Source organism: Arthrospiribacter ruber (assembly GCF_019343195.1).
GTDB lineage: Bacteria > Bacteroidota > Bacteroidia > Cytophagales > Cyclobacteriaceae > Arthrospiribacter > Arthrospiribacter ruber.
The window spans coordinates 316,213-342,328 of record NZ_RPHB01000001.1 but is presented as its reverse complement, the minus strand read 5'-3'; the positions used below and the strand labels follow the sequence as shown (position 1 = coordinate 342,328).

Below are 26,116 nucleotides of genomic sequence, written 5' to 3'. Positions count from 1 at the left end.
ATTGAGGTTAAATTTTATGTATAGCTTGTTTCAAAATTCTTTCTTCTAAGGGTATCCCAACTACATTTCACCTAACAACCTAAAAATAATATTTCAGATTAATAGGATCAACTGAGAATTAACCACCAAATAATGAGCATTGTAACCTTTCTACTTAGTATAGATTTCAGATGGTTTCTGTTTCAAAATCTAACTTAATGATTTGTAAAATTCAAAACTCTTCGCAGGTCATCCCTTCAGAATAATCCGACTTATAGCCTTACCCATTTACATTATACATCCAATGTTGTCAATTTTCCATTTTGAATTCCATCAGTAAATCTGGAAATTGAAAGCTCTTTCGACCTGATTCAAAAACCTACTCAATTTAAAATGAAGCTGATTTTATCGCCTATTAAGGCTATTTGGACTATTTTCACTTTATGTATTTTCTTTTCTGATTGTTTTGCAGATATCCGGCTTCCAAAATTGGTGAGTACAGGCATGGTGCTCCAAAGAGACCATCCCATTAAGATTTGGGGATGGGCAAGTCCCGAAGAAAGCATACAGGTGGAGTTCAAAAACAAATCCTATAATACCCAGGCGGACAAAAACGGAGATTGGTTTTTGACCTTAGAACCTCAGTCAAAAGGTGGGCCTTATCAGATGTACCTTAAAGGAGACAATGAAATCACTCTTGAAGATATCCTAATAGGTGACATTTGGCTGGCATCTGGACAGTCCAATATGGAGATCAACATGCAGAGGGTTAGCCCACTTTATCCCGAAGACATAGCAACGGCTGATTTCCCACAGATACGGTATTTCGAGGTTCCAAAGCATTACAATTTTAAAGAAGCTCAGAAAGATTTGCCCTCTGGAACCTGGAGGACTATTAATACTGACAATATTCTTCAAATCCCTGCGGTTTCCTTTTTCTTTGCCCGTAACCTGCATCAAACCTTAGATGTCCCCATTGGTATCGTCAATGCAAGTCTGGGAGGCTCTCCTGCAGAAGCATGGATTTCAGGAGAGGCCATCAAAAAATTCCCTGATCATTACCAAGAATGGATTAGGTTTCAAGATGATAAGCTTATCACTCAGATCGAAAAAAAAGACGCAGAAAATTCACAGGAATGGTATGCGCTGCTTAACAGATCGGACAAAGCCTTGCATTCCGATCTAAAATGGACATCTCCTGACCTGGATGATGCTGATTGGAAAGAAATGGAAGTTCCCCGATTTTGGAAAGGAACAGATTTGGAAAATCTAAGTGGCTCGGTATGGTTTAGAAAAAGCATAGAACTGGACGAAAAGTGGCTGGGAAAAACCATTAAACTTGACCTTGGAAGAATCATTGATGCTGATTCTGTATTCATCAATGGCACCTTGGTTGGAAGTACAAGCTATCAGTATCCTCCACGCCGATACGAAATTCCAGTAGGCTTATTGAAGACAGGTAAAAACACCATCGCCATAAGGGTGATCAGCAATACCGGTGAAGGTGGGTTTGTGCCGGATAAGCCTTATTCCATCAATATGGGCGAACATAGCATCCCACTTTCTGGCAAATGGAAGTATAAGATTGGAGCAGAAATACCGCCTCTTCCAGCGCAAACTTTTGTCCGTTGGAAGCCAGTTGGGCTTTTCAATGCCATGATCTCTCCCTTGCTACCATTCAAATTCAAGGGTGTGATCTGGTATCAGGGTGAATCCAACACAGCCCGTCCAGAGGAGTATCCGGACTTTTTCAAAGGCCTTATCCAAGATTGGAGAAAATACTTTTCAGAAGAAAATCTCCCCTTTATCTACGCCCAACTCCCTAATTACATGGAACCAGATGAAGAACCTAAGGAAAGCCAATGGGCAGAACTCCGGGAAGCTCAGGCATTTGCCCTAAGTCTTCCTAATACCGGGATGGCGGTCACCATTGATTTGGGTGAGTGGAATGACATACATCCGCTTAACAAAAAGGACGTAGCAGACCGCCTTGCACTACAGGCCAGAAAAGTCGCATACCAAGAAGGGGGAATAAAGGCTGATGGCCCAGTTTTGAGGTCTTTCGAATTAGAAAAAAACCGCGTCATCCTTCACTTTGATCACGTGGAGCAAGGATGGCAACTTTCTCATGGTGAAAATCCCAATAATTTTGCCATTGCCGGAGAAGATGGACAGTATAAATGGGCGAATGCAGAGTTAAAAAAAAACAAAATTATTGTCTTCCACGAGGATATTCCCCAGCCTAAATTTCTACGTTTCGCTTGGGCAGATAACCCTGCTGACTTTAATCTTTTCAATGCCGCTGGATTACCGACAGCACCATTTAGGATTAAGATACCTTAGCCCACAGCCATTCATATGAAATTTATTGCAACCTAATTTAATAACAGCAGTTTGAAAGTAATATGAACTTTTGAACCGCTTGGATTAATTTGAGACTTTGACTTTATAAAATATGAGCACCTTAAAACCTGAATTTCTTTTTGAAAAAATATCCTCAGACATGGACTTTTTGAAAAAATGTTTCCAAAAAGTACTTTCTGACCTTGGAGAGCAGCAATTGGCAGATATACTGGACAATGCTTTGGACAATGAAAGTATCCTGAAAATGGGTACTGATCTGGAAGAGAAACACATTCAGGTACTCAGTATTTACTTGCAGTTAATGAATCTGGTAGAAGAAAATGCCGCCGTACAGTTCCGGAGAAAATTAGAAGAAGAATATGGCATGGAAGCCATCAGAGGGTCTTGGAGCGAAACCTTCTCAAGACAAAAGAAATTGGGATTGACCGAAAGTCAAATACTTCATGTTATTCGTGAAATCAAACTGTCTCCGGTACTGACAGCACACCCTACCGAAGCAAAACGAATATCAATCATAGAATTGCACCGCGATCTTTACCTACAACTGGTAAAGCTGGAAAACAGCTCTTTTACTCCTAAAGAAAGATTGCAGATAGAAAATGAAATTATAGGACTTTTAGAACGATGGTGGAGGTCCGGTGAAGTGTATCTCGAAAAGCCAACTGTCAAAACAGAACGCTTCAATGTGATGCATTACTTTACCAAAGTCTTCCCACAAATATTGGAAAGAAGTGACCGCCAACTCTATCAAAGCTGGATAAACGCAGGCTTTGACCCTAATTCAATGAAGGATCCGGAAGCTTATCCTGCCCTTGAATTTGGATCCTGGGTAGGTGGAGATAGAGATGGACATCCTTATGTAAGCGCTGAGCTTACGGGAGAAACACTATTCGCACATAGGTCCGCTGCCTTGGAAATGATCAAAAGCAAGATAATTGAACTAGGTTCAAAGCTTAGTTTTTCTGAAATAAGAAATCCTGTGCCTGATTCTTTAAGAAATAAAATCCAGGTAATGGCAGAGGAATTGGGCCAAAATGGTGTAAAGGCTCTGGAAAGAAATCCTCTGGAACCTTGGCGCCAATACATCAACCTAATCATGCTGAAGCTAGAATCTGCCCAGGAAACGGAAGCCGACCTGATAGCATACCAAGCGAAAGAACTACAAGGGGACTTAGCATTCTTAAGAAGCAGCTTGGAGGAAATCGGCGCATCCAAAATCTCCAAACAGCTCCTGTTTCCTGTTGAAAGGCTACTACAATGTTTTGGGTTCCATCTCGTCAAATTGGATATCAGGCAAAACTCAGAATTCCATGACAAGGCTATGGAGCAGATATTATTGAAAGCTTTTCCGGACAAGAGGCCTTACCGCCAATGGACTGAGGAAGAGAAGCTGGATTTTATAAACGAAGAATTGAAAAGTAACAGGCCATTCGCAATAGGAGGAGAAAGATTTGGAGAAGAAGCCGATAAAGTGCTGGATTGCTATAGAGCTGTAAAGTCCCACACAGACAGATTTGGACCTGAAGGTGTTGGGGTGTTTATCGTTTCAATGACCAGAAGCCTGAGGGATCTGCTTACAGTATTCCTCTTGATGCGGGAAGCAGGATTGGACAGAAAAGTTTTTCAGGTAGTCCCACTTTTTGAAACAATTGATGACTTGCAAAACTCCGCTGAAATAATGGACGAGTACCTCTCCCACCCTGCTTATCCGACTTCAAGTGTTCAGGAAATCATGTTAGGCTATTCAGACAGCAACAAAGACGGGGGCATTATCGCAAGCAGGTACAACATATATCGCACAGAGCAAAAACTTTCTGAAGTTGCACAAAAACATAGCATAAAATTCAAGTATTTTCATGGAATTGGTGGTACTATCAGCCGCGGTGGTGGCAAATACCATAGATTTTTGGAAAGCATGCCTCCTGGAAGCCTCAGTGGACAGATGAAGCTTACCGTTCAGGGAGAAACTATAGCCCAGCAATTTGCAAACCTTCTCAACGGAACCTATAATATGGAGATGCTGCTTTCTGGCATGCACCTGCAAACTGCTTATTCACTATATCCGGAATATGCCAACGGAGACTATCCATTGGATGCCTTAAAACTGCTCTCGGATTATTCTTTGGAGTTTTATAGAAAGCTTATCGAACATCCGTCTTTCATTGATTTTTATGGACAGGCTACTCCTATCGATGTGTTGGAGTTGAGCAAAATAGGTTCAAGGCCATCCCGACGTACAGGTACGCGTTCATTGTCAGATCTTAGGGCTATCCCTTGGGTATTCAGCTGGAGCCAATCCAGGTTCAACATCACCGGTTGGTATGGAATAGGATATGCATTTCAAAAGATCAGAAATGATCATTCAGACATTTATACCAAACTGAAATCCCATGTAGATTCATGGCCCCTTCTCCGTTATATTATGATTCAAGTGGAAACCAACCTGATGAATGCAGATCCTAACCTTATGGACACTTATTCGGCATTGGTAGAAGACAAAAAGGTCAGAAAAGAACTAATAGATATCATAAAAGAAGAATTTGACAGAAGTCTGAATCAAGTTCAAGACATGTTCAGCAGGCCACGGGAAGTGCGCAGGACCAGTCAGCTGGACAACATGAAAAGAAGAGGAAATGCCTTGCAGGCCCTTCATTTCTTACAGTTATATGAGCTTCAGGAATGGCGGAAAATTAAGGATGCAGATCAGGAGAAATCTGAAAAGATGGTAAAGAGACTTCTTGAAATCACCACAGCTTTGGCCAATGGGCTTAAGAATACGGGATGATGGGAAGGAGGAAACTTGTCCAACTGGTCATCATGGCGAGGATGATAAAAAGTTTAATTGTGGAATTGATGAATTGATTAACTGAGGAATTGATTAACTGAGGAACTGTGTAACTGTTTAACTGAGATTTTAAAATTTTGCATTTACAAAAAGGGAATGACAGTTGGTGTACGTCATCCTGAGAATTTAAAATTTTGCATTTACAGATAATCAAATGACAAAATTACGCGTCATGCTGAGCGGAGCTTGCGGAGTCGAAGCATCTCCTAAACAATGGGAGACTCTTCCTTCGTCAGAGTGACGTTTCGCCCCGATCGATGTCAATGGTAACGCAGTGAGGCATCTGATATTATCCAAAAGCGAAGCTTTATCTGTGTAGATCTGTGCCATCTGTGGTTATTTTTAATTGTTAACGGGGGGTACCAATTTTCGCCGTGCTTTAGCCGGCGGTCTGGTCCATGGGGATCAGTTCCCCTTAGACTTTTGTCGAAAATCTGCAAGGTCAGCAAAATCTCCAGAAGAATTCAGAACTCCTATTTTTTTGGAAATGTAGGATAAGGAACAAATTCATTCTCCTCCCCCACAATTTTATCAAACTCCTGAGCTTTCCATTTCCTCTTTGCTTCGGCAATTAGCGCCTTATCCGATGCAACAAAATTCCAATCTATAAAACGCTCTTCCGGAAAAGGATCGCCTCCAAAAATATAAACCGTACTGTTCTCCTGAATGGTAAACTCACATAAATGGCTTTCCTTCGTTACCAACATCTGCTTTGGACCATATACATTGCCAACACTCTCCACTCCCCCTTCCAGAATATACAGACCTGATTCCCCATACAGGTGATCTCCGATCTTCAATTCCTGTTTAGATTGGCTTTTGATTTCCAACATATACAATTTGCTATACACAGGCACTGCGGATTTTTTTCCAAAAGCCTCACCAGCTACCAACTTAAATTTCACCCCATTTTCTTCCCATGAAGGCAATTTATCTGCTGTAATATGAAAAAAACTGGGATCCATTTGCTCCAAATCTTTAGGAAGTGCCACCCAAATCTGCAAACCATGCATCAAAAGCGCAGAATCACGCAGGTAATCAGGAGTTCTTTCGCTGTGGACTATCCCCTTCCCTGCCGTCATCCAATTGACCGCGCCGGGGGTAATCTCCACTTCATTTCCCAAGGTATCACGGTGCATGATATTTCCCTCAAAAAGAAAGGTCAGGGTAGAAAGCCCGATATGAGGGTGGGGAAGAATATCAAAATTGCTCCTCTCATTCAGTTTTACAGGCCCCATGTGATCAATATAAATAAAAGGCCCCACCATTCGCTTTTGTCGGAAGGGCAGCAATCTGCCTACCAAAAACTTGCCTATATCGGCTGCACGTTCTTCGATAATTAAATTGATATTTGACATAAACTGGTGAAAAATTCTTTTTAAGACTGATTAAATGTGTTTTAAAAAGCTACATTGATGAAGTAGCCTTCTCTAATATACTTTGACTTTGCCCTTCATCCAAGGTTTATTTCCAAATCCAAACCACTTTTTCAACATTCCTCACCAAAAGCACCTATCAAAGTAATTAGGTTGGGGACTATTTTGATAACATCTTATCCAGCTAGCCTTTCACGATTTCTATTTCCTTTTTCAAAAACTTGGAGAGCGTATCAGAAAACCTCTTCGCTTCCCAAAGCTCCAGGTCCATATTGCCGTCACCAAAAATGCGGATGGTAAGTTTTTCACCTTCGGGAAGACAATAGACATTTTCAACCCACTGGTTTTTGGTTTTGTCCAAGGCTACCGCAATCCTCAATATACCTGAAAGCCCTTTTACCATTCTTCTTTTTTTAGGATCAAGCCGGTTAAATGCTTTGTGCTTCTTTTTGGGACCGGACTTTCTATGGTACCTTGCCAAGTTGGCCAATACCAAAATTTCTGCATTGTTGTACCCTCTGAGACCACCTTGCATGATCAGGTATTTGGAATGCTTGTGGTAATCCTGAAAATTCACAAAAGTACCTACATCATAAATCAAGCATGACTGATATAGCAGGTCCCTAGCCAATTCATCCAGGCCATGTAAATCCTTTAGTTGATCGAAAAACTGTAAGGCTAATCGCGCCACCTGCCTCTTTTCTTCAATATCAGTTTTGTACCGCTTGGCAAGTAAAAGACTGCTTCTTTCTCTCAGGCTCTTTCCTTCTACAATTTCCTCAAGCTGCTGACCGTATTTTTCTACGTAGTCAATGATCAGTCCTTCCCTCAAAGAAGCATCTGACAAAGTCAATTCCTTCACTTCTGCAAGCTTTAGGAGTTCTATCAGCAGTATGCCTCCCAAATGAATGGCATCCACCCTGTTTTCGCTAATACCCTTGACCTCGGTTCTATTTTCAGGCGCTGATTCAAGAAGCTTTTCTGTAATTTTCTCCAGGTCCTTTACTTTTACCACCTCAGCATTGATCGAATTGATGATGTTTTTATCATGGAGTAAAAGTGCTGCCTCCCCTAAAGTCCGGATACTGCCTGAGGTACCTATAACTTTGGTAAAACCAACGGCTTTGGCTTCTGACAGGATTTTCATTGCAATACTTTTTACATGTTGCTTCAGGTCCTCCTTTTCTTCTTCACTAAGGGGCCCCTGATGTCCTACCCTGTCCAACAGCCTGAGCACCCCGAGTTTCATTGAACTTTTAAAGAGTACTTTCTCCTTATTGCCTACCACAGCTTCTGTACTGCCTCCACCTATATCGATGACCATGGCATTGGCATCTTTGAGGTCTATGGCTTTGCGGACTGCCAAAAAAATAAGTCTCGACTCTTCCTTTCCGGAAATCATCTGAGGGGATAAGCCAACTTCCTCAATCAACCTATCCAGAAACTCACGTCCATTTTTTGCTTCACGGGTGGCGGATGTAGCAGCAGTAATGATGTCCTCTACCCCGTACTCATCTGCCAATTGCACATATCTTTTGATGGTTTCGATACCACGATGGAATGCCTTCTCACTCAGCATTTTATTGGCAAATACCCCAACCCCTAGTTTAACCATTTCCTTTTCCTGCACCAAGACCTCAAAGGAGTGGGCAGAGATCACTTTGACAATGATCATGTGGATGGAATTGGTACCTATGTCTATGGCTGCTAAATTCATAAAGGTTATTTTTAGGTTTTGGAATCAATATCGTGTAGTTTAGTTTAACTTTTCCAAAGTTCAGATTTTTACCGAGTGCCTGGTTTTACTTTTTATCCAACTTTGAAAAAGTTTAGACTCAGCTAATAGCCTTACCTAAACAACATTGGCACAGGAATGATAGAGTAAGATAAACTGATTTTTTCTTTTTTGCGAAAAAGAATAGACTTTTTAAGCCAACAAGAAAAATTAAAAAACTCGGGTCATTACAGAAAAATTAAGGAAAAAAAACCAGCCCTGAGGGCTGGCATATCTTTATCTTCTTTTCATATTGGGCATCATACTGCCCAGGGCTTTCTGTGCCCCGCCCATTTTATTCATTTGTTTCATGAGCTTTCGCATGTCAGCAAACTGCTTCATCAGGTTGTTGACCTCCTGAATGGTACGCCCACTTCCTGTAGCGATTCTTTTTCTCCTGCTTCCATCTATGACATCAGGATTTTCACGCTCCATAGGAGTCATACTTCGGATGATGGCTTCTATTGGTTTGAAAGAATCATCGTCAATGTCCAGCCCTTTCATAGCTTTACCCATACCAGGGATCATTCCCATCAGGTCTTTGATATTTCCCATTTTTTTGATCTGCTCTAGTTGGGAAAGGAAATCATCAAAATTAAATTGGTTTTTGCGTATTTTGGCATTGATACGCTTGGCTTCATCTTCATCAAAAGTCTGCTGCGCACGCTCTACGAGGGAAATCACATCACCCATACCCAAAATCCTCTGGGCCATACGATCCGGATGGAACACATCAATGTTTTCCATCTTTTCTCCGGTAGAGATAAACTTGATCGGCTTATTGACTACGTGACGGATAGATATGGCAGCACCACCTCTGGTATCACCATCCAACTTCGTCAATACCACTCCATCAAAATTCAGACGCTCATCAAAAGTCTTGGCTGTATTCACCGCATCCTGACCGGTCATGGAATCCACCACAAACAAAGTCTCGGAAGGATTAAGTGCTTTTTTCAGCGCTTCAATTTCCTGCATCATCTGCTCATCTACAGCAAGACGACCTGCGGTATCTACTATGACTATCTTTTTGCCAGTTTTCTTGGCATGTGCCAAAGCATTGTTGGCAATCTCAAGCGCATTTTTATTTTCAGGCTCTGCATATACCTCTACTCCGATTTGCTCACCCAACACTTTAAGCTGATCAATCGCCGCAGGCCTGTATATATCACAGGCTGCCAACAAGACCTGTTTGCCTTGTTTTTTAAGCAGGTTGGCAAACTTACCCGTAAAAGTGGTCTTACCCGATCCCTGAAGACCTGATATCAAAACAACAGCTGGATCACCGGAAAGCTTTACATCCACTTTGGATCCTCCCATCAATTTGGTCAGCTCTTCCTGGGTGATTTTGACCAACAACTGCCCCGGGGAAACCGCAATCAATACGTCTCTTCCCAAGGCTTCTTCTTTGATGGTATCTGTAACTTCCTTCGCTACCTTATAGTTGACGTCAGCATCTATCAAAGCCCTTCGGATTTCTTTGACAGTGGTAGCGACGTTGATTTCTGTTATTTTACCTGTACCCTTAAGGGTCTTAAAAGCTCTATCTAACTTAAAACTAAGATTATCAAACATGCCTATTTTTTATTTACCGCAAAAATAGGGAATTATTTCGTTTATGTTAAATACCTTATTGGAGATATGGAATATTCATGTAACCTAAAAACAAATTGGATTTAAACCTACTTCTTAAAACACTTGTAAATCCCATTCAACTTTACGAATATTAAATTTTATAAGACATCGCTTTTAACATGAAAACCCTTGCGACCCAAGTTGCACTTTTTCTTAAAAACAGACCAGACCGAAGGAATTTCAAAATTCTCTTGAAGTTTCTACTTGTACTCATAGGCTTAATGTTTGTTTTTTCCTTCATTTTCCAATTTCTAATGGAAAATGAAGGGCAACCATACAGTTTTATTACAGGTATGTATTGGACGCTGACCGTGATGTCCACATTGGGTTTTGGTGACATCACGTTTGAAAGTGATGCGGGAAGGATTTTTTCTATGCTGGTGCTGCTTTCAGGAATGCTCTTCTTATTGGTACTTTTTCCATTCACTTTTATCAACTTTTTTTATTCTCCTTGGATGAAAGCACAGGAACAGGCCAGAGTGCCTAGGGAATTACCGGAAGACACCAAAGACCATGTCCTGCTGACCCGGTTTGGCCCTGTCACAGAAGCATTGATCAAAAAATTAAAAAGATACAATTACAAATATTGGGTAATCGTATCCACCTTGGCAGAAGGTCTTGAATTAAGAGAAATGGGAATCAAGGTTCTTCTAGGGGACTTGGGAGATCCTGAAACATACCGAAAAGGAAGAGTAAAAACTGCTGCCTTAGTAGCCAGCACCGAATCCGATGTACTCAATACCAATGTTGCATTCACCGTCCGCGGAATCAACAAAGACGTCCCGATCATAGCCACATGCAGTGCCTCCGCCTCACTGGATATCCTTAGTCTTGCGGGGTGCAACAATGTACTCCAATTAGGAGAAGACATGGGCAAAATCCTATCCAGAAGGGCCAATGGTGGTGATGCCAATGCCCATCTGATCGGTAGGTTCGGAGAACTCATCATCGCTGAAGCAAGTGTCACAGGTTGTAGTTTGGTCAATAAGACCCTGAGAGAAACCCAATTGAGGCAAAATATAGGTGTCAGCGTAGTGGGGGTTTGGGAAAGGGGAAAATTTATGCCTGCCAATCCCGATATCATGATCAACGACAGCACTGTTCTGGTGCTAGCGGGATCACCCCGACAGATAGACAAGTACAATAAGACCTACCAACTCAAATACAATCATTCTGCCCCTATCATAATTCTGGGAGGAGGTAGGGTGGGCAGGGCCACAGGCAGGGCTCTGGCAGCAAGAAACCTGGATTACAGAATCGTGGAAAAAGATCCTGAACGGGTGAAAAATATGGCCAAAACGATAGTTGGAGATGCAGCTGATCTGGAGATTCTCAAAGAAGCTGGAATCATGGACTCTCCTTGTGTCATCATAACTACACATGACGATGATGTCAATGTTTACCTGACCATATACTGCCGGTCTCTGAGGCCAGATATTCAGATCATCACACGAACTACCTTGGAAAGAAACCTCGCTTCCATACACAGAGCTGGAGCAGATTTCGTCATGTCATACGCATCTATGGGAGCCAATGCTATCCTAAACCTCCTGAGAAGAAATGATGTGCTGATGGTCGCTGAGGGCTTGGACCTTATCCGGGTCAAAGTGCCCGAAGAACTCATAGGAGATAGCATTTCAGAATCTGAAATCAGAAAAGATACCGGCTGCACCATCATCGCTGTCAAAAAAGAAGGGGAAATGATGATCAACCCAGAGCCGGATCTTCAATTGGATAAAGATGATGAAATCATTCTCATAGGTACTGTAGAAGCAGAAAATGAATTTTTCAGGCTCTATCCTTCAGAAAAAAAGTAAAAATAAAAACACGCTTGACTCCAGTTCAATTCACAGACATTTCTCCTACTCTGTTAAAATTACATGATTATCCGCTTACTTACAAGTAGAACCTAAATAGTGGAACAAACCTGTGATTTATAGCCAATATCAATGAATATCCAATATCTATTAGTATCGGATTTAAATAGGCCCTTATTTAAATTGGTTAGTTGTATAATTGCGGATATACATGTAATATTATATTAAGCTCCTTATTACTTTACAAGGATTACCAGCTGCAAATACATCTTCAGGGATATCCTTTGTCACCACTGCCCCGGCACCGATCACTGACCTTGATCCAATACTCACTCCAGGGCAGATAATCGCCCCTCCGCCTATCCAAACATCATCTCCTATGGTAATGGCCTTGGCAGATTCCAGCAAGCTACCCCTTGTTCCGGCATCCATTGGATGTGTAGCAGTATAAATCTGTACATTTGGACCACATAAAACCCTGTCCCCCAATTTTACAGGCATGACATCCAACACTACGCAATTAAAATTGAAAAAAACATCATCCCCGGCTTCAATATTATATCCGTAATCACAATAAAATGGCGGCTCTATATAAAAATTCTTTCCAACCTTGCCCATCAGATCATGGAGCAACTCCTTTCTCTTCTCTCCTTCTACAGGTTGGCTTTCATTAAAGGCCTTTAGAATTATTCTGGCCTGCAACCTTTCACTGGCCAATTGCTCATCAGAAGCCATGTACAACTCCCCTGAAAGCATTTTTTCCTTCTCTGTTTTCATCTTTTATCTTTTTGCTCAATATGGTCAAAAATCCCAAAAGATTTTCAACTTTAAGTCAAAACTCATCCGTCTTTGATATACACTTCCACTTTAAGGAACTTTAGCATGGCAAACACTGTCATTTTGTCTGTATTTTCTTAATTTCGCATCTCGAATTCAATAGTCAATGGAAAACATCATCAAAGACATAGATATTATTGCCCCCGAAGAGGCGCAGGCCTGTGATTTTAAAACTACCCAGGAAGAGAACACGGGGAAATCCAAAAAGCTTTACATAGAATCTTATGGATGCCAGATGAACTTCTCCGACTCGGAGATTGTGGCTTCCATCATGAAGGAAAATGGCTTTGACACCACTTCGGACTTCGAGCAGGCAGATGTAATCTTTCTCAATACTTGCTCGATCAGAGAAAAAGCAGAACAGACAGTCAGAAAAAGACTTTCGCAGTTCAATACCATAAAAAAGAACAAACCCGAGATGACCATTGGTGTCCTGGGATGCATGGCTGAAAGGCTAAAGGACAAATTACTGGAAGAGGAAAAAATAGTAGACGTGGTGGTCGGTCCTGATGCCTACAGGGACCTTCCCAACCTTGTCGCTGCCGCCGAAGATGGTAGCAAAGGAGTCAACACATTTCTTTCCCGTGAAGAAACCTATGCAGACATCTCGCCTGTCAGACTCAATTCCAATGGAGTAAGTGCATTTATTTCTATCATGAGAGGCTGTGATAACATGTGCTCTTTTTGCGTGGTACCTTTTACCAGAGGTAGAGAAAGAAGCAGAGATCCTCATTCTATAGTAAATGAGGCCAAAGAACTATTCCAAAAAGGATACAAAGAAGTCACGCTCTTGGGACAAAATGTAGACTCCTACAAATGGTCACCAGAAGAAAACAACAAAGCCCGACTCAATAAAAAAGAAGAGGAAGTATCCGCAGTGGTAAATTTTGCCAACCTTTTGGAAATGGTCGCCAAAGTTTCGCCGCAGCTTAGGATAAGGTTTTCCACTTCACACCCCAAGGACATCACTGATGAGGTCCTTTATACCATGAAAAAGTACGATAACATCTGCAAGTATATCCACCTCCCTGTGCAAAGTGGCAACTCAAGGGTACTGGAAATGATGAACCGTACCTACGACAGAGATTGGTACTTAGATCGGGTCAGGGCAATCAGGGAAATACTGGGCGATGAATGCGGAATTTCCTCGGACATGATCGCAGGATTCTGCACCGAAACAGAAGAAGAGCATCAGGACACCTTGTCTATCATGGACATCGTCAAATATGACTTCTCCTATATGTTCTTTTATTCTGAAAGACCCGGTACTTTGGCTGCCAAAAAATATGCAGACGACATTCCTCTTGAGGTTAAAAAAAGAAGACTGGCCGAAATCATAGAAAAACAATCAGCCCTTTCTTTGGAAAGAAATAAATTGGATGTGGGCAAAATTCAGGAAATCCTTATCGAAGGCACTTCCAAGCGCTCAGAGGAACAGCTTAAAGGAAGAAATTCCGCCAACAAAGTGGTTATCATCCCCAATAATGGCTTAAAAGCCGGGGATTATGCCATGGTAAGAATTACTGACTGCTCTCCAGCCACACTTTTTGGTGAAATAGTATCCTAAACTACATGAACATGTTTTCTGCATCCGAAATACAAAGCATCAAGCAAAGGTTTGGCATCATCGGAAACAGCCCTTTGCTCAACCATGCCATTTCTGTGGCCATGCAGGCCGCACCTACAGAAATGACCGTGCTGATTACCGGTGAAAGCGGAAGTGGAAAAGAATCATTTTCCAAGATCATCCATTCCCTAAGTACCAGAAAGCACGGTAAGTTTATAGCGATCAACTGCGGAGCAATTCCGGAAGGGACAATAGATTCGGAATTGTTTGGGCACGAAAAAGGATCCTTCACAGGTGCACACGAAGCGAGAAAAGGATACTTTGAGGTTACTGATGGAGGATCTATATTCCTGGATGAAATCGGGGAAATGCCCCTAGGTACCCAAGCCAGGCTGTTGCGGGTATTGGAAAACGGAGAATTCATAAAAGTCGGTTCATCCAAAGTCCAAAAGACCAATGTAAGGGTTATCGCCGCCACCAATGTGAACCTGATCCGTGCCGTAGAAAAAGGCAAATTTAGGGAAGATCTATATTACAGGTTAAACACAGTGCCGATTTTTGTTCCTCCACTACGTGAAAGAGGAGAAGATATGGTCTTACTTTTCAGGAAATTCACCTCGGATTTTTCTGAAAAATATGGGGTAAAACCTATCTCATTGGACGAAGACGCCAGAAAACTGCTGATGCGTTTTCCTTTCCCCGGAAATATCCGTCAACTGAAAAACATAGCAGAGCAGATCTCCCTTCTGGAACAAGAGCGGGACATCGATGCCGCTACCCTTACCCGCTATCTTCCTACAGACCAAAACAGGCTTCCGGCTATTTCTGCGGGAAGTGGAAATACAGCTGATCAGGCAGATTTTTCTGAAAGAGAAATCCTGTACAAAGTCCTTTTTGATATGAAAAAGGATATGAACGAACTCAAAAAACTGGTTTTGGAGTCCTACCAATCCGGTGGTCTTAACTCCACTATCATCAACAAGCATCAGGATCTATTTGAGGACATAGAAAGCCCGGTTTCCTTTGAAGATAAAAATCATCAGGAAACGCATTCCTCCAACTTACCCTTGGTTTTGGATTCTAAAGGCAACAGTGAGACATCAGAAGACTATGATGACGATAATATCGAAGACATCATTCACGAAGAAGATGACAATTCTCTTTCCTTGGAAAAAAAAGAAAAAGAAATGATCATCAGAGCACTTCGCAAGCATAACAACAAAAGAAAATATGCTGCCAGTGATCTCGGAATCTCTGAAAGGACGTTATATAGAAAAATCAAACAGTATGACATTGATTAAACAAATCCTGAGGACCTGCTTCTGCCTTTTGGCAGGCCTGAGTCTATATGCCTGTTCAGTCAGCTACAGCTTCACAGGAACCAATATCAACTATGATATTATCAAAACATTTTCTGTAGAAAACTTCTTCAATGATTCGGGTGGAGGTCCGGCCAACATGGAGCAGCTTTTTACAGAATCCCTCAAAGATTTTTACCAAAGAAACACCCAGCTCGAACTGGTACGGTCCAACGGTGACCTTCAGTTCTCCGGGGCAATCAACAGGTACACCATAGCGCCCCAGGCAACTGTCTCCACTCAGGATCCCAACCTACCCGACAGAGCAGGTCAGATGAGGTTGACTATTGGTGTGGAAGTCGAGTATGTGAATACGGTGGAAGAGGAATACAGTCTCAAAAGAACATTTTCCTTCTTCCAGGATTATGACCCCAGAACTACTTCCATTCTTCAGGTGGAAGGTCAGCTGATTGAAGAAATATTTGAGAGTATCATTCAGGATATCTTTACCGCTACTGTGGCCAACTGGTAAAATTTTGTAAATTGAAGCCCCATTAACCTTTCGAAAGTGAATCCACTGCAGCTCTTAGAGTCCATACAGAGAATTGAACAGCCTTCTAAGGAAGACCTGGTCAAAATCATTAAGCTTCATAAGGCTTTCCCTTACTTTCAGATCCCAAAAGTATTGCTTGCCAGATATGAACATGAAAAATCCTCCGGTGACTCCGACATGCTCCATCATGCCGCCATAGTGAGTCCTGACAGGATTTGGTTGAAAAACCTTGTTGAAAACAAAGAATCCATAAATGAAATCATACGCCAGTTCAACCCGGGCCTACAAAAAGCAATAGAGGAAAAAGGTCCTCAGAACCCTGACAATCTGATAGACGATCTGGATGAAAACCTTATCCCAAGTCCAAGCAAAAAAACCAAACCCGGGGAACGAACCCTGCTCCTCAAAAAGCTGGGAGAGGACCTTGGGCAGGCCAAAAGCATTGAAAACACAAGCATCAGTGATAAAAAGGAAAAACCTGGTCAGGAACCGGCAGAACCGAAAACTGAAATAGAAAAGGACTCTCTTGTCACAGTAGACAAAAAAGAAGAGCCTCTGTCTGCTGAGGCCTCTGAAGTCAAAAAGCCCCTTGTAAAAAAGAAAAGAAAAGGCAAAGGAGATGAGCTCATCGAATCCATCAAAAGAAGGGATAAAGTAGAAATTCAGGATGAGAAAAAGAAAGAGCAGATTGATATCATCAAAGCTTTCAGCAAAAGAGAAATCAAACTCGCCACCCTTAAGGAAATGGAAAGCCAATCCAAACAGGATGACCTGAGTGAAAAAAGCACCAAACTCAATCCGGCCCTTATCACAGAATCCTACGCCAACTTACTGGTAAAGCAGGGCAAAAAACAAAAAGCCAAGGAAATTTATAAGAAATTGATGGTGAAGTTTCCAGATAAAAGCACTTATTTTGCAGACCTTATCAAAGAATTAGAAGAAAATAAATCATAATATGTTTACCTTACTTATCAGCGTAATAATCATCCTAGCAGTCCTTTTGGTATTGGTCATTCTTGCCCAGGATTCAAAAGGTGGTGTAGGTGCCGCTTTTGGCGGAAGTGCTTCCCAAATAATGGGGGTCACTAAAACAGGAAATATCCTTGAAAAATCTACTTGGGTTTTATCCATTGCCATTTTGGTCCTTTCCCTTAGCTCTGCTGCTTTCTACAGCACAAGCACAGGAGATGATTTCAGATCTCCCAATGTGGAAAATGCCAGAAGACAGGTAGTATCTCCTTCATTTGGTGAAGGCGAAGGTCTACTTCCTTCCAACACAGAAGAACAACAAAATGTGGAAACTCCAATTGATGTCACTGAAGAAGACGGATCAGAAGATTAATCCACATTTATCGTATTAAACAAAAAAGACCTGGCTAAGCCAGGTCTTTTTTGTTTGCCTGAAAATTTAGAAGATCTGTTAGACGTAAGTCCGGACATCTTTCATGCCGACCAGGTAGGATAGTCTTTATTGCGCCCCCAACCGAGGCTACCGACTATCACCCACTCATCCTTCATCCTTCATCCTTCCTCCTTCCTCCTTCATCCTTCATCCTTCCTTTCACTTCATTATTCGATATTCAGTGTTCGATATTCGATATCCAAAAACGTCTAATACCAAAAAACCGCCCAACACACCATATTCTGCCCGACTCCGCCCGGATGACTCGGTCGGACGGGAATCGTCAATCGTAATTCCTCTCCGGCCCCTGTTAGTGTCTTCACTAACAGCTCTCTCTTACCCGCCAAAAGTCGGTTAATGCTTAACCTTTAACCCTTAATCACTTCACTCTTCACTATCCACTACTCACTTTTTTCCTCCCACAGATAAAGCTTCGCTTTTGGAGGATAACAGATGTTTCACTTCGTCAACATGACAAGGCAAAGCCTTCTTCTCTCTTGCCCGTCAATAATCATTATACCCTATCACTTAACCTAGACACCAAGCCTTCAACTTACTCCGCTCTTCGGAATTTGCAATTTCGAAACCAGATAAACAGGATTTGCAATCCAAATCAACAAAAGGAGAGAAGCAACACAAGCCCCAGGCCTGTAGGGCCTGACTGTGCCAGCCTAGGGTGTAGCCCTAGGATTTGGGTTCGGTGTTGGGTTTCGTAAGGTCTGAAGGACCGCCCTAAAAAAGATCGGCCCTTCAGGCCTAGCGGTTGGTGGGTCTGCGTTTAAATCCCAGACTTCCGTGAACTCCAGTCTGGGCTATCACAGAACAGCCTTTCAGGCTTAATATGCCTTCATATAATTCTGACCTGCTTCATTATTCGATATTCAGTGTTCGATATTCGATATTCAAAAACGTCTAATACCCAAAAACCGCCCAACACACCATATTCTGCCCGACTCCGCCCGGATGACTCGGTCGGACGGGAATCGTAAATCGTAATTCCTCTCCGGCCCCTGTTAGTGTCTCCACTAACAGGCCTCATCCTTCCTCCATCATCCTTCATCCTTTTCATTTTACCCTTAACAACCTCTCCTCATCAGTTAATCAATTACACGATTAAACTTCTACTCACTATTCACTGATCACTATTAACTCTTTCCTCCCGCAGATCAAGCATCCTTCGAAAAGAAGGGTTGGATTCGTTCAATATCCATAAATTTCCACCAATTTCAATTTATATCCCTTCATCTATCCCAATTTGCCCAACTCTCAGAACCTCCGCTAAAGCTTCGGTTTCAACTTTATTTCTATCATATTTCTATTGTATTTCAACTGTATATCTACCAATCTACACATATAAAGCTTTGATTTAAAAAGAAGGGATGGACTAATGCAATATCCACGAATATCCACCAGTATCCTTTAATATCCACTCAATATTTCAACCTTATTTCTTTAATATTTCTACAGTATTTCCACCATATTTCAACTATATCTTTGTAATAAACTCAATCCACCACCTTTAACAACAACCTCTTGGATATGGGAAGGAAGCTTTCTTGAACCGGAATCTGCTGCAGACTGTGTATCCGGTAAGTGGCAGGATTCGGCAGCTCTTTATAGGACTTGATCAGGTCAAGCTTGATCTGCTCAAAGGTCTGGGTTAAACTCCGCCTCACCTTATCCACCAACTGCATCATTATGCCTTTAAAAGTATCTACACTGCTTTGAAACAGGTTGACTTTGTAACGGTACACATAGATGTCATTTGATTTTTCAAAAGACAACAAAGCATATCCCTCTTTTTGGTAAAGTGGTGAAAGCCCGACCGGCTCTATGGACATGTCTTTTTCCAAAAACTCATAAATTTCCTTCCCTTCCTCAATGGCCTTTTTTAATTGAGGCATGGAATACTGCACAATTTCTTCCAGCTGATTCATCAGTTCATCATCCACGATAAGCGGCTTATATTTCAACTTCATTTTATCCAAATCCGGGCCTTGAAGCAATTTTGGAAAAGACGACTTAAGCTGATCCTTGTGTTCTGAGAAATTTTTCAATTTGGAATAATGCCGGATAAGTTCGGCAAGGGGTGGATATAGTTTGACCTCCTGAAACTGTGATTCCACATGTTGTAAGTAAGCAAGAAGGAGGTATTTTTTGTATTCAAAATCAATCCATCCTTCAGTGATCCAGTTGTCTGACAGTGTTTTCATAAGTACTCATTTTGTCAAAAATTTACTAAAAACTGACAAAAGAAAAAATAGTTCTTGAAATTTTGACAGGTTCGGGGCACAGCCGAAATCCCAAATGACATTTGCCCGTCGAAAAATTGCGCCTTTATGTCAGTTTGTACCCCTCTCCTGCCTTTGGCATAAGAAATGATAAAAGGCCATTGTAAGATTTTGTAACTAACCTTTAAAAGTTAATAATTATGTCAAAAGTAAACATCCAACCTCTTGCAGACAGGGTTCTGGTAGAACCGGCTGCAGCTGAAGAGAAAACCGCTTCTGGTCTTTACATTCCAGACACTGCCAAAGAAAAACCACAAAAAGGAACCGTGGTAGCAGTTGGCAACGGCAAAAAAGATGAACCATTGACTGTAAAAGTAGGTGACACGGTTCTTTACGGCAAGTATGCCGGTACTGAGCTTTCTGTAGAAGGTCATGACTACCTCATCATGAGAGAGGCTGACATTTTCGCAATCCTTTAATCATCTATTCAAACATTCAATAACCTAAAAAAACAAAAAAAATGGCTAAAGAATTATTTTTCGATACCAACGCAAGAGACAGACTGAAAAAAGGTGTAGATGCTCTTGCTGATGCAGTAAAAGTGACCCTAGGTCCTAAAGGTAGAAACGTCATCATTGACAAAAAATTCGGCGCTCCTACCATCACCAAAGATGGTGTATCTGTAGCGAAAGAAATCGAATTGGAAGAAGCAATCGAAAACATGGGTGCTCAGTTGGTGAAGGAAGTAGCTTCCAAAACTGCTGACAATGCAGGTGACGGTACTACTACTGCTACTGTGCTTACCCAAGCGATCTTCAACGCTGGAATCAAAAACGTGGCTGCCGGCGCCAACCCAATGGACCTCAAAAGGGGGATTGACAAAGCGGTACAGGCTGTAGTGGCTGAACTTAGAAAAAACTCCAAAGAGATTTCTACTTCCAAGGAAATCCAGCAGGTGGCTACTGTATCTGCCAACAATGACGAGGAAATCGGTAAAATGATCGCCGATGCCATGGACAAAGTAGGTAAAGACGGTGTCATTACTGTTGAAGAGGCAAAAGGTACAGAAACCGAAGTAAGAACTGTAGAAGGTATGCAGTTTGACAGAGGTTACCTTTCTCCATACTTTGTGACCAACACTGAGAAAATGGAAGCTGAACTGGAGAGACCTTACATCTTGATCTACGACAAGAAGATCTCTTCCATGAAAGAATTGCTTCCAGTATTGGAGCCTGTGGCACAATCAGGAAGACCATTGTTGATCATTGCTGAAGATGTAGATGGTGAAGCATTGGCTACTTTGGTAGTGAACAAAATCAGAGGTGCGCTGAAAGTTGCTGCTGTAAAGGCTCCAGGTTTCGGTGACAGAAGAAAAGCCATGTTGGAAGACATCGCGATCTTGACCGGTGGTACTGTGATTTCTGAAGAAAGAGGTTACAAATTGGAAAATGCCACTGTTGAGTACTTGGGTACTGCCGAAAAAGTCAACATCGACAAAGACAACACTACTGTTGTGAATGGAGCAGGTGACTCTAGCGCCATTCAGTCCAGAATCAATGAAATCAAAGCTCAGATCGAGAAGACTACTTCCGATTATGACAAGGAAAAACTTCAGGAGAGATTGGCTAAGCTTTCCGGTGGAGTAGCTATCCTTTACATCGGCGCGGCCACTGAAGTAGAGATGAAAGAGAAAAAAGACAGAGTGGATGATGCCCTTCACGCTACAAGAGCTGCTGTGCAGGAAGGTGTAGTAGTAGGTGGTGGAGTTGCCTTGGTCAGAACTTCCTCTGCTTTGGATTCCCTAAAAGGTGAAAACGAAGATCAGGATACAGGTATCAATATCATCAGAATTGCAATTGAATCTCCATTGAGAACAATTGTGGAAAATGCAGGTGGTGAAGGTTCTGTGATCATCAACAAAATCAAAGAAAATTCAGGAAACTACGGTTACAATGCGAGAACAGATCAGTACGAAGATCTTTTCGAAGCTGGTGTAATCGATCCTACCAAAGTGACCAGATTGGCTTTGGAAAATGCAGCATCCATTGCAGCACTTCTATTGACTACCGAGTGTGTGGTAGCTGACGTAAAAGAAGATGCTCCGTCCATGCCTCCAATGGGTGGCGGCGGAATGGGCGGTATGATGTAATTCCATCCGTTCAGCATACAGAAAGGGAAGCACGGTTGTGCTTCCCTTTTTTATTAGGGCTTGCTGAAAAAGTCTCAGGTATGCCAGATTCTAAGCGGGCGAATGAAGATGTATGCTTATACTTCGAGTGAGCCCAATGAAGAAGATGGTATGCCTGAGGCTAGCCTTAAAATTTCGATTTTTAAAATATTAAGGAGCACAGAAATCAAGCTATAACATTGAATAAGCGTGCACCTGCTTAAAAAGAAAATACCTGACAAACGGGGTATTCATCAAAATTTAAAGCATTTATTCTTCAGTTGGCGTTTTTCAGCACGCCCTATTTAAGCAATTCAAATACAAAGCATTATATAAATCTGAATCCAATTTAAAATTCAAAATAAAACAAAAGGAATGGATATTATCAGGATCATTTTTATATTTGACTGCTTGTAATTTTAAGAGTACGGAAAAGTCCCAATCCAGTCCTTCATGCAATTGTACAAATCAATTATTTTGGTAGATGATGATCCTATCAACAACCTTATCAATAAGAGATTGATTACCAAATTATCCATCTCTGAAAAAGTCGAAGAATTTTTAGAAGCTGAAAAAGCGCTTCAAAAACTTAAAACAATGGATCCAGGTGAAACTACCCTTATCCTTTTGGACATCAATATGCCGGTGATGAACGGCTGGGATTTCCTCAATGTATACCTGAAAGAATTCCCGGATAGAAATGACCGGATTTTTGTCCTTTCCTCCTCCATAGACTTGCAGGACAGACAAAAAGCCATGCAATATAAGGTTGTCAAAGGCTTTGTAGAAAAGCCTCTGACCCCTGAAAAGATGAAAAACCTCGTATAATGGAAGCCAATGATCATATAGAACCTCAACTAAGTCTGGAACTATATGCCTATAATGAAAATACGCTTGAAAAGCATCACATTACCTCCTTTCTACAACTCCATCCTTTTATCGCTTCTCCATACAAGTTCTGGCTGAATGTAATCGGCATTAAAAATGAACCTTTACTCAGCGGTATTGCTGAAATATTTGAAATTCATTCCCTTGCCATAGAAGATATCAGAAACAATCAACAAAGACCAAAACTGGAGGAATTTGACAACTTGGTCCTGCTGATTTCTAAAATGCTGTATACCAAGGGAAATATTTCCGAAATCCAGACAGAACAGGTCAGTATGGTAATCGGAAAAAATTTCCTGATTACTTTTCAGGAAAATGAATTCGATCTCTTTGATGGCATCCGAACACGTCTTGAAAACCCGCTTGGAAAAATGAGGAAACTGGGACCGGATTATCTAGCTTACACACTTTTCGATGCTATCATAGACGAGTACTATGTTTTACTGGAGAAGTTGTACGACAAGACAGAACAATTGGAAGACCTTGTAATGGCCAACCACCATAAATCCCTGCTTTCCCAAATCTATCGGCATAGAAAATCCATGCAAGAAATTAAGAAAGTAGTATGGCCTACGCGGGAAATCCTTTCTTCTTGGAAGAAGTCCGAAAGCACTTTTTTAAAGAAGAAAACCCAGCCATTTGTCAACAACATTTATGAGCACAGTGTAGAAATCATTGAAAACCTGGAAATGCAAAGAGAATCCATCACCACACTAGTGGAGATTTATATGACCAATATAAGTCTTAGACAAAATGAAGTGATGAAGACCCTTACCATCATTGCCACTATTTTTATACCCCTTACTTTTATAGCAGGTGTCTATGGCATGAATTTCGAATATATGCCTGAGCTTGAATGGAAATATGCCTACCTGGGCATCTGGATTTTCTTTGTGTTGACCACTGCCGGAATGGTGTATTATTTCAAGAAAAAGAAATGGTTTTGATTAAGGCTGGGCCATCAGTTCTGCAATAAGCTTGGCATTCAGCTGTGATATAATTTCCTTTTTATTCTCCCTTTTTTTACCTGATGCAACTTTCCATGCTTCCATAAGTTCTGGATGGCCATGAAGCAATTCCTTCATGTACAGATCGTCTAACATCCTGACCAGCCCACTCCTGGAATCCAACAAGTAAGTATTGGTTCTCATAGAAGCCAAAGCTCCAATCATTCCAAAAGCCACACCGGCCATGGGATCGGTGATTTGATCTTCAAAAAGTAAAAGGGGACCAACCAGTTGCGACTTTACAAAATAATTACCGTAGGAATAATGGGAAGCATTGAGATAAAATGACTCCCCGTCGGAAAAACCATACAGCCCCTTAATTCCCTTTTTAGTATTGCTGTCTTTCACTTGATAGCGGGGAAAGTTCCCCTTCATATTTTGTCCTTTGATTTGGAAATCACCCGAAACATGAGAAATATTAGTCCAATCAGCAAAGGTTTGGTAGGTGCTTTTTCTCATGTAGGGCTGAAAATCCAAAATGGCAAAGTTTGAAATATCCAGCAAAATCGCCACTGGCTCATTATTCGATTCCGAAAATTGGTTGATGCAATCTTTCAGCGCATAAAAAAGATTTTCCCCATGCTTTCCGGTTACATCTATGCCGGTAACCTCCCTTTTTGATTCAAATTTTCCAAGGGAGTATATTGTTCCTTTATCTTCTAATAAAAATTCTACTCCAACTTCTGCATACCCAATCTCTTTGGCTGCTAAAGTCCTTTCTGAAACCTGGAAATGATCAATTTTCAGAATCAGGTCAGACACCTCTGTGTAAGTGCTGACATTTTGCTGAAGAAAATTCAACAAATAAACATCCATTGCACCGGGCAAAACAGCATAGGTGGGCATATTGCTCATTCCCTTTTTCACAGTTCCAATACTGCCTTTCACCGGTCGGTTGTCGACAACCTCTACAAGGTTAAAACGCTGACCTTTTATTGAAATCCCATGATTGGGAATTTCCACAACGTGTGGATGTTTATTTTGTGCCAATAGCCCCGTAGAAAAGGCCAGAAGTAGTCCTAAGATGATAGTGTTTTTCATGAAGTTTTAAATTATTGGGCGAAATATCTGTAAAAAGTAATTCATTAAAACTATTTCTTAAATATTTATTTTTTAAGGAATTTTTAACCATAAAAACCATTTATTTTAAAATTAAAAACTAGAATAAAATTAAATAACAAATTTTATTTTATAAACATGAAAATCATCAACAAGAATTTCTCTCCACTCAATTATTCCTTACTTAAAATGGTTTTTCAGTAACATATCTCTTATTTTTATGCCAAATATTCAATTAACAAACCCATATTTTGAAAAATTGTGTAATCAAAATAGGCTCCAATGTCCTTATTCATGAAAATGGACAACCCAACCTCCAAAGAATGGAAAGCCTCAGCCGACAGGTGGCTTCCTTGTTCAGGGATGGTTCAAAAATCATTTTGATTTCTTCAGGTGCAGTAGCATTTGGCAAAGGGGAACAGGCCTTGCCTGAAAAGCTCGACCCTGTATTAAAAAAACAGATTTGGGCAGCTACCGGACAAGTGGAACTGATCAAAACATACAAAGATTTTTTTGGGAAACTAGGAATTCCTGTAGCTCAGATTTTGGTTACCAAAGAGGACTTTCGAGACAGGAAGCATTTCCTCAATATGAAAAACTGCATTCAGGGATTGCTACGTCAAGGCATTCTACCTATCATCAATGAAAATGATACCGTCGCCATCTCCGAACTCATGTTTACCGACAATGACGAGCTGGCCTCCCTGACCGCAGCCATGATCAATGCCGATAGCCTAATCTTATTGACCAATGTAGATGGTGTATATGATGGACCACCTTCCCATCCCGATGCTAAACTGATTCCAGTGATACATTCCGCCAATTTTGAGAATGAAATCCAAATCAGTCCAGTTAAATCTTCTTTTGGGAGAGGAGGCATGCTTACCAAACTCAACATGGCCAAAAAATCCGCTGACTTGGGCATCAGGGTGTTGATTGCCAATGGAACCAAAGAGAACATCCTCGCTGAACTAGCATCAGGAACCGCAAAACACACGGTCTTCGAGCCTCTGGCCAAGAAACAGAGTCCCAAAAAGTGGCTGGCTCATGGAGAGCAGTATTTCAAAGGAGAAATTACCGTAAATGCGGGTGCCAAAGAAGCATTGTTTTCCGAAAAAATCACTTCTATTTTACCCGTCGGAATTACAAGTACCACCGGTAGTTTTTCCAAAGGGGACATTATCAGCGTTTTGGATCAGGAAGGGCAAAGACTTGGCCTTGGCAGGGCAGAGTACAGCGACCTGCACCTCAAAGAAAGACTGGGAATGAAAAACCAAAAACCATTTATTCACTACGACTACCTTTACTTATTTTAGC

At 41.4% G+C, this 26,116-nt stretch carries 19 protein-coding genes; 13 read left to right on the top strand and 6 right to left on the bottom strand.

From position 1 onward, the window contains the following. Positions 1–372 precede the first annotated feature (372 nt). Positions 373–2,322 carry a sialate O-acetylesterase gene (locus EGN73_RS01320; RefSeq protein ID WP_219286341.1) on the top strand — a complete coding sequence of 650 codons (1,950 nt, stop codon included), beginning with the start codon at positions 373–375 and terminating at the stop codon, positions 2,320–2,322. Positions 2,323–2,434: 112 nt separating this feature from the next. Next, positions 2,435–5,128, top strand: coding sequence for a phosphoenolpyruvate carboxylase (locus EGN73_RS01315; protein WP_219286339.1), 2,694 nt, complete (start codon positions 2,435–2,437; stop codon positions 5,126–5,128). A 533-nt stretch (positions 5,129–5,661) separates the two neighbouring features. Here EGN73_RS01315 and EGN73_RS01310 read toward each other — a convergent pair. The 3 genes from EGN73_RS01310 to ffh all read right to left on the bottom strand — a co-directional run bounded on the left by EGN73_RS01310 (position 5,662) and on the right by ffh (position 9,913). Beyond that, on the bottom strand, positions 5,662–6,546 hold the full coding sequence (locus EGN73_RS01310; RefSeq protein ID WP_219286337.1) for a pirin family protein: 885 nt from the start codon (positions 6,544–6,546) through the stop codon (positions 5,662–5,664). 202 nt (positions 6,547–6,748) lie between these two features. Further along, positions 6,749–8,281 carry a Ppx/GppA phosphatase family protein gene (locus EGN73_RS01305; RefSeq protein ID WP_219286335.1) on the bottom strand — a complete coding sequence of 511 codons (1,533 nt, stop codon included), beginning with the start codon at positions 8,279–8,281 and terminating at the stop codon, positions 6,749–6,751. A gap of 294 nt (positions 8,282–8,575) precedes the next feature. Continuing rightward, entirely contained in the window at positions 8,576–9,913 is a 1,338-nt protein-coding gene (gene ffh, locus EGN73_RS01300) for a signal recognition particle protein (protein ID WP_219286333.1), read from the bottom strand. Positions 9,914–10,092: 179 nt separating this feature from the next. Between ffh and EGN73_RS01295 the strand changes: the two genes are divergently transcribed. Next, entirely contained in the window at positions 10,093–11,790 is a 1,698-nt protein-coding gene (locus tag EGN73_RS01295) for a potassium channel family protein (protein WP_219286331.1), read from the top strand. Between the two features lie 219 nt (positions 11,791–12,009). Here the strand turns inward: EGN73_RS01295 and EGN73_RS01290 are convergent, their stop codons facing one another. After that, on the bottom strand, positions 12,010–12,567 hold the full coding sequence (locus EGN73_RS01290; RefSeq protein WP_219286329.1) for a sugar O-acetyltransferase: 558 nt from the start codon (positions 12,565–12,567) through the stop codon (positions 12,010–12,012). A 166-nt stretch (positions 12,568–12,733) separates the two neighbouring features. On the opposite strand from EGN73_RS01290, the gene miaB reads away from it, so the two are divergent. From miaB to secG, 5 genes are read left to right on the top strand one after another with little or no spacing between them, the layout of a single operon-like run. Next, positions 12,734–14,194 (top strand): tRNA (N6-isopentenyl adenosine(37)-C2)-methylthiotransferase MiaB, encoded by a 1,461-nt coding sequence (gene miaB / locus EGN73_RS01285; RefSeq protein WP_219286327.1) that lies wholly within the window; start codon positions 12,734–12,736, stop codon positions 14,192–14,194. 11 nt (positions 14,195–14,205) lie between these two features. After that, complete coding sequence (locus EGN73_RS01280; protein WP_219286325.1) at positions 14,206–15,495, top strand: sigma-54 interaction domain-containing protein; 1,290 nt, start codon at positions 14,206–14,208, stop codon at positions 15,493–15,495. Further along, positions 15,482–16,024 carry an LPS assembly lipoprotein LptE gene (gene lptE / locus EGN73_RS01275; RefSeq protein ID WP_219286322.1) on the top strand — a complete coding sequence of 181 codons (543 nt, stop codon included), beginning with the start codon at positions 15,482–15,484 and terminating at the stop codon, positions 16,022–16,024. The genes EGN73_RS01280 and lptE overlap by 14 nt, the downstream gene beginning before the upstream one ends. A 36-nt stretch (positions 16,025–16,060) precedes the next feature. Continuing rightward, complete coding sequence (locus EGN73_RS01270) at positions 16,061–16,999, top strand: hypothetical protein (RefSeq protein WP_219286320.1); 939 nt, start codon at positions 16,061–16,063, stop codon at positions 16,997–16,999. A gap of 1 nt (position 17,000) precedes the next feature. Then, a complete protein-coding gene (gene secG / locus EGN73_RS01265; RefSeq protein WP_219286318.1) occupies positions 17,001–17,387 on the top strand; it encodes a preprotein translocase subunit SecG in 387 nt (128 codons plus the stop codon). Between the two features lie 1,565 nt (positions 17,388–18,952). Here the strand turns inward: secG and EGN73_RS01260 are convergent. After that, positions 18,953–19,660: a hypothetical protein gene (locus tag EGN73_RS01260; RefSeq protein WP_219286315.1), complete on the bottom strand. Its 708-nt coding sequence runs from the start codon at positions 19,658–19,660 to the stop codon at positions 18,953–18,955. Positions 19,661–19,878: 218 nt separating this feature from the next. On the opposite strand from EGN73_RS01260, the gene EGN73_RS01255 reads away from it, so the two are divergent. From EGN73_RS01255 to corA, 4 genes are all read left to right on the top strand, one after another. Continuing rightward, entirely contained in the window at positions 19,879–20,157 is a 279-nt protein-coding gene (locus EGN73_RS01255) for a co-chaperone GroES (protein WP_219286312.1), read from the top strand. 41 nt (positions 20,158–20,198) lie between these two features. Then, positions 20,199–21,827: a chaperonin GroEL gene (gene groL, locus EGN73_RS01250; protein WP_219286309.1), complete on the top strand. Its 1,629-nt coding sequence runs from the start codon at positions 20,199–20,201 to the stop codon at positions 21,825–21,827. Between the two features lie 471 nt (positions 21,828–22,298). Further along, complete coding sequence (locus EGN73_RS01245; protein WP_219286307.1) at positions 22,299–22,673, top strand: response regulator; 375 nt, start codon at positions 22,299–22,301, stop codon at positions 22,671–22,673. After that, positions 22,673–23,680: a magnesium/cobalt transporter CorA gene (gene corA, locus EGN73_RS01240; RefSeq protein WP_219286305.1), complete on the top strand. Its 1,008-nt coding sequence runs from the start codon at positions 22,673–22,675 to the stop codon at positions 23,678–23,680. The genes EGN73_RS01245 and corA overlap by 1 nt, the downstream gene beginning before the upstream one ends. Here corA and EGN73_RS01235 read toward each other — a convergent pair whose 3' ends face one another. After that, positions 23,681–24,781, bottom strand: a complete 1,101-nt coding sequence (locus EGN73_RS01235) for a hypothetical protein (protein ID WP_219286302.1) — start codon at positions 24,779–24,781, stop codon at positions 23,681–23,683. 269 nt (positions 24,782–25,050) lie between these two features. On the opposite strand from EGN73_RS01235, the gene proB reads away from it, so the two are divergent. Next, a complete protein-coding gene (gene proB / locus EGN73_RS01230; protein ID WP_246611411.1) occupies positions 25,051–26,115 on the top strand; it encodes a glutamate 5-kinase in 1,065 nt (354 codons plus the stop codon). Position 26,116 lies beyond the last annotated feature (1 nt).

What these genes read in the sequence shown, in the direction of transcription:
- groL (WP_219286309.1), top strand. Translation starts at nt 20,199, where the DNA reads ATGGCTAAAGAATTATTTTTCGATACCAACGCAAGAGACAGACTGAAA.
- EGN73_RS01295 (WP_219286331.1), top strand. Translation starts at nt 10,093, where the DNA reads ATGAAAACCCTTGCGACCCAAGTTGCACTTTTTCTTAAAAACAGACCA.
- EGN73_RS01320 (WP_219286341.1), top strand. Translation starts at nt 373, where the DNA reads ATGAAGCTGATTTTATCGCCTATTAAGGCTATTTGGACTATTTTCACT.
- EGN73_RS01310 (WP_219286337.1), bottom strand. Translation starts at nt 6,546, where the DNA reads ATGTCAAATATCAATTTAATTATCGAAGAACGTGCAGCCGATATAGGC.
- EGN73_RS01245 (WP_219286307.1), top strand. Translation starts at nt 22,299, where the DNA reads ATGCAATTGTACAAATCAATTATTTTGGTAGATGATGATCCTATCAAC.
- lptE (WP_219286322.1), top strand. Translation starts at nt 15,482, where the DNA reads ATGACATTGATTAAACAAATCCTGAGGACCTGCTTCTGCCTTTTGGCA.
- ffh (WP_219286333.1), bottom strand. Translation starts at nt 9,913, where the DNA reads ATGTTTGATAATCTTAGTTTTAAGTTAGATAGAGCTTTTAAGACCCTT.
- EGN73_RS01255 (WP_219286312.1), top strand. Translation starts at nt 19,879, where the DNA reads ATGTCAAAAGTAAACATCCAACCTCTTGCAGACAGGGTTCTGGTAGAA.
- miaB (WP_219286327.1), top strand. Translation starts at nt 12,734, where the DNA reads ATGGAAAACATCATCAAAGACATAGATATTATTGCCCCCGAAGAGGCG.
- secG (WP_219286318.1), top strand. Translation starts at nt 17,001, where the DNA reads ATGTTTACCTTACTTATCAGCGTAATAATCATCCTAGCAGTCCTTTTG.
- EGN73_RS01315 (WP_219286339.1), top strand. Translation starts at nt 2,435, where the DNA reads ATGAGCACCTTAAAACCTGAATTTCTTTTTGAAAAAATATCCTCAGAC.
- EGN73_RS01260 (WP_219286315.1), bottom strand. Translation starts at nt 19,660, where the DNA reads ATGAAAACACTGTCAGACAACTGGATCACTGAAGGATGGATTGATTTT.
- EGN73_RS01305 (WP_219286335.1), bottom strand. Translation starts at nt 8,281, where the DNA reads ATGAATTTAGCAGCCATAGACATAGGTACCAATTCCATCCACATGATC.
- corA (WP_219286305.1), top strand. Translation starts at nt 22,673, where the DNA reads ATGGAAGCCAATGATCATATAGAACCTCAACTAAGTCTGGAACTATAT.
- EGN73_RS01290 (WP_219286329.1), bottom strand. Translation starts at nt 12,567, where the DNA reads ATGAAAACAGAGAAGGAAAAAATGCTTTCAGGGGAGTTGTACATGGCT.
- EGN73_RS01235 (WP_219286302.1), bottom strand. Translation starts at nt 24,781, where the DNA reads ATGAAAAACACTATCATCTTAGGACTACTTCTGGCCTTTTCTACGGGG.
- EGN73_RS01280 (WP_219286325.1), top strand. Translation starts at nt 14,206, where the DNA reads ATGTTTTCTGCATCCGAAATACAAAGCATCAAGCAAAGGTTTGGCATC.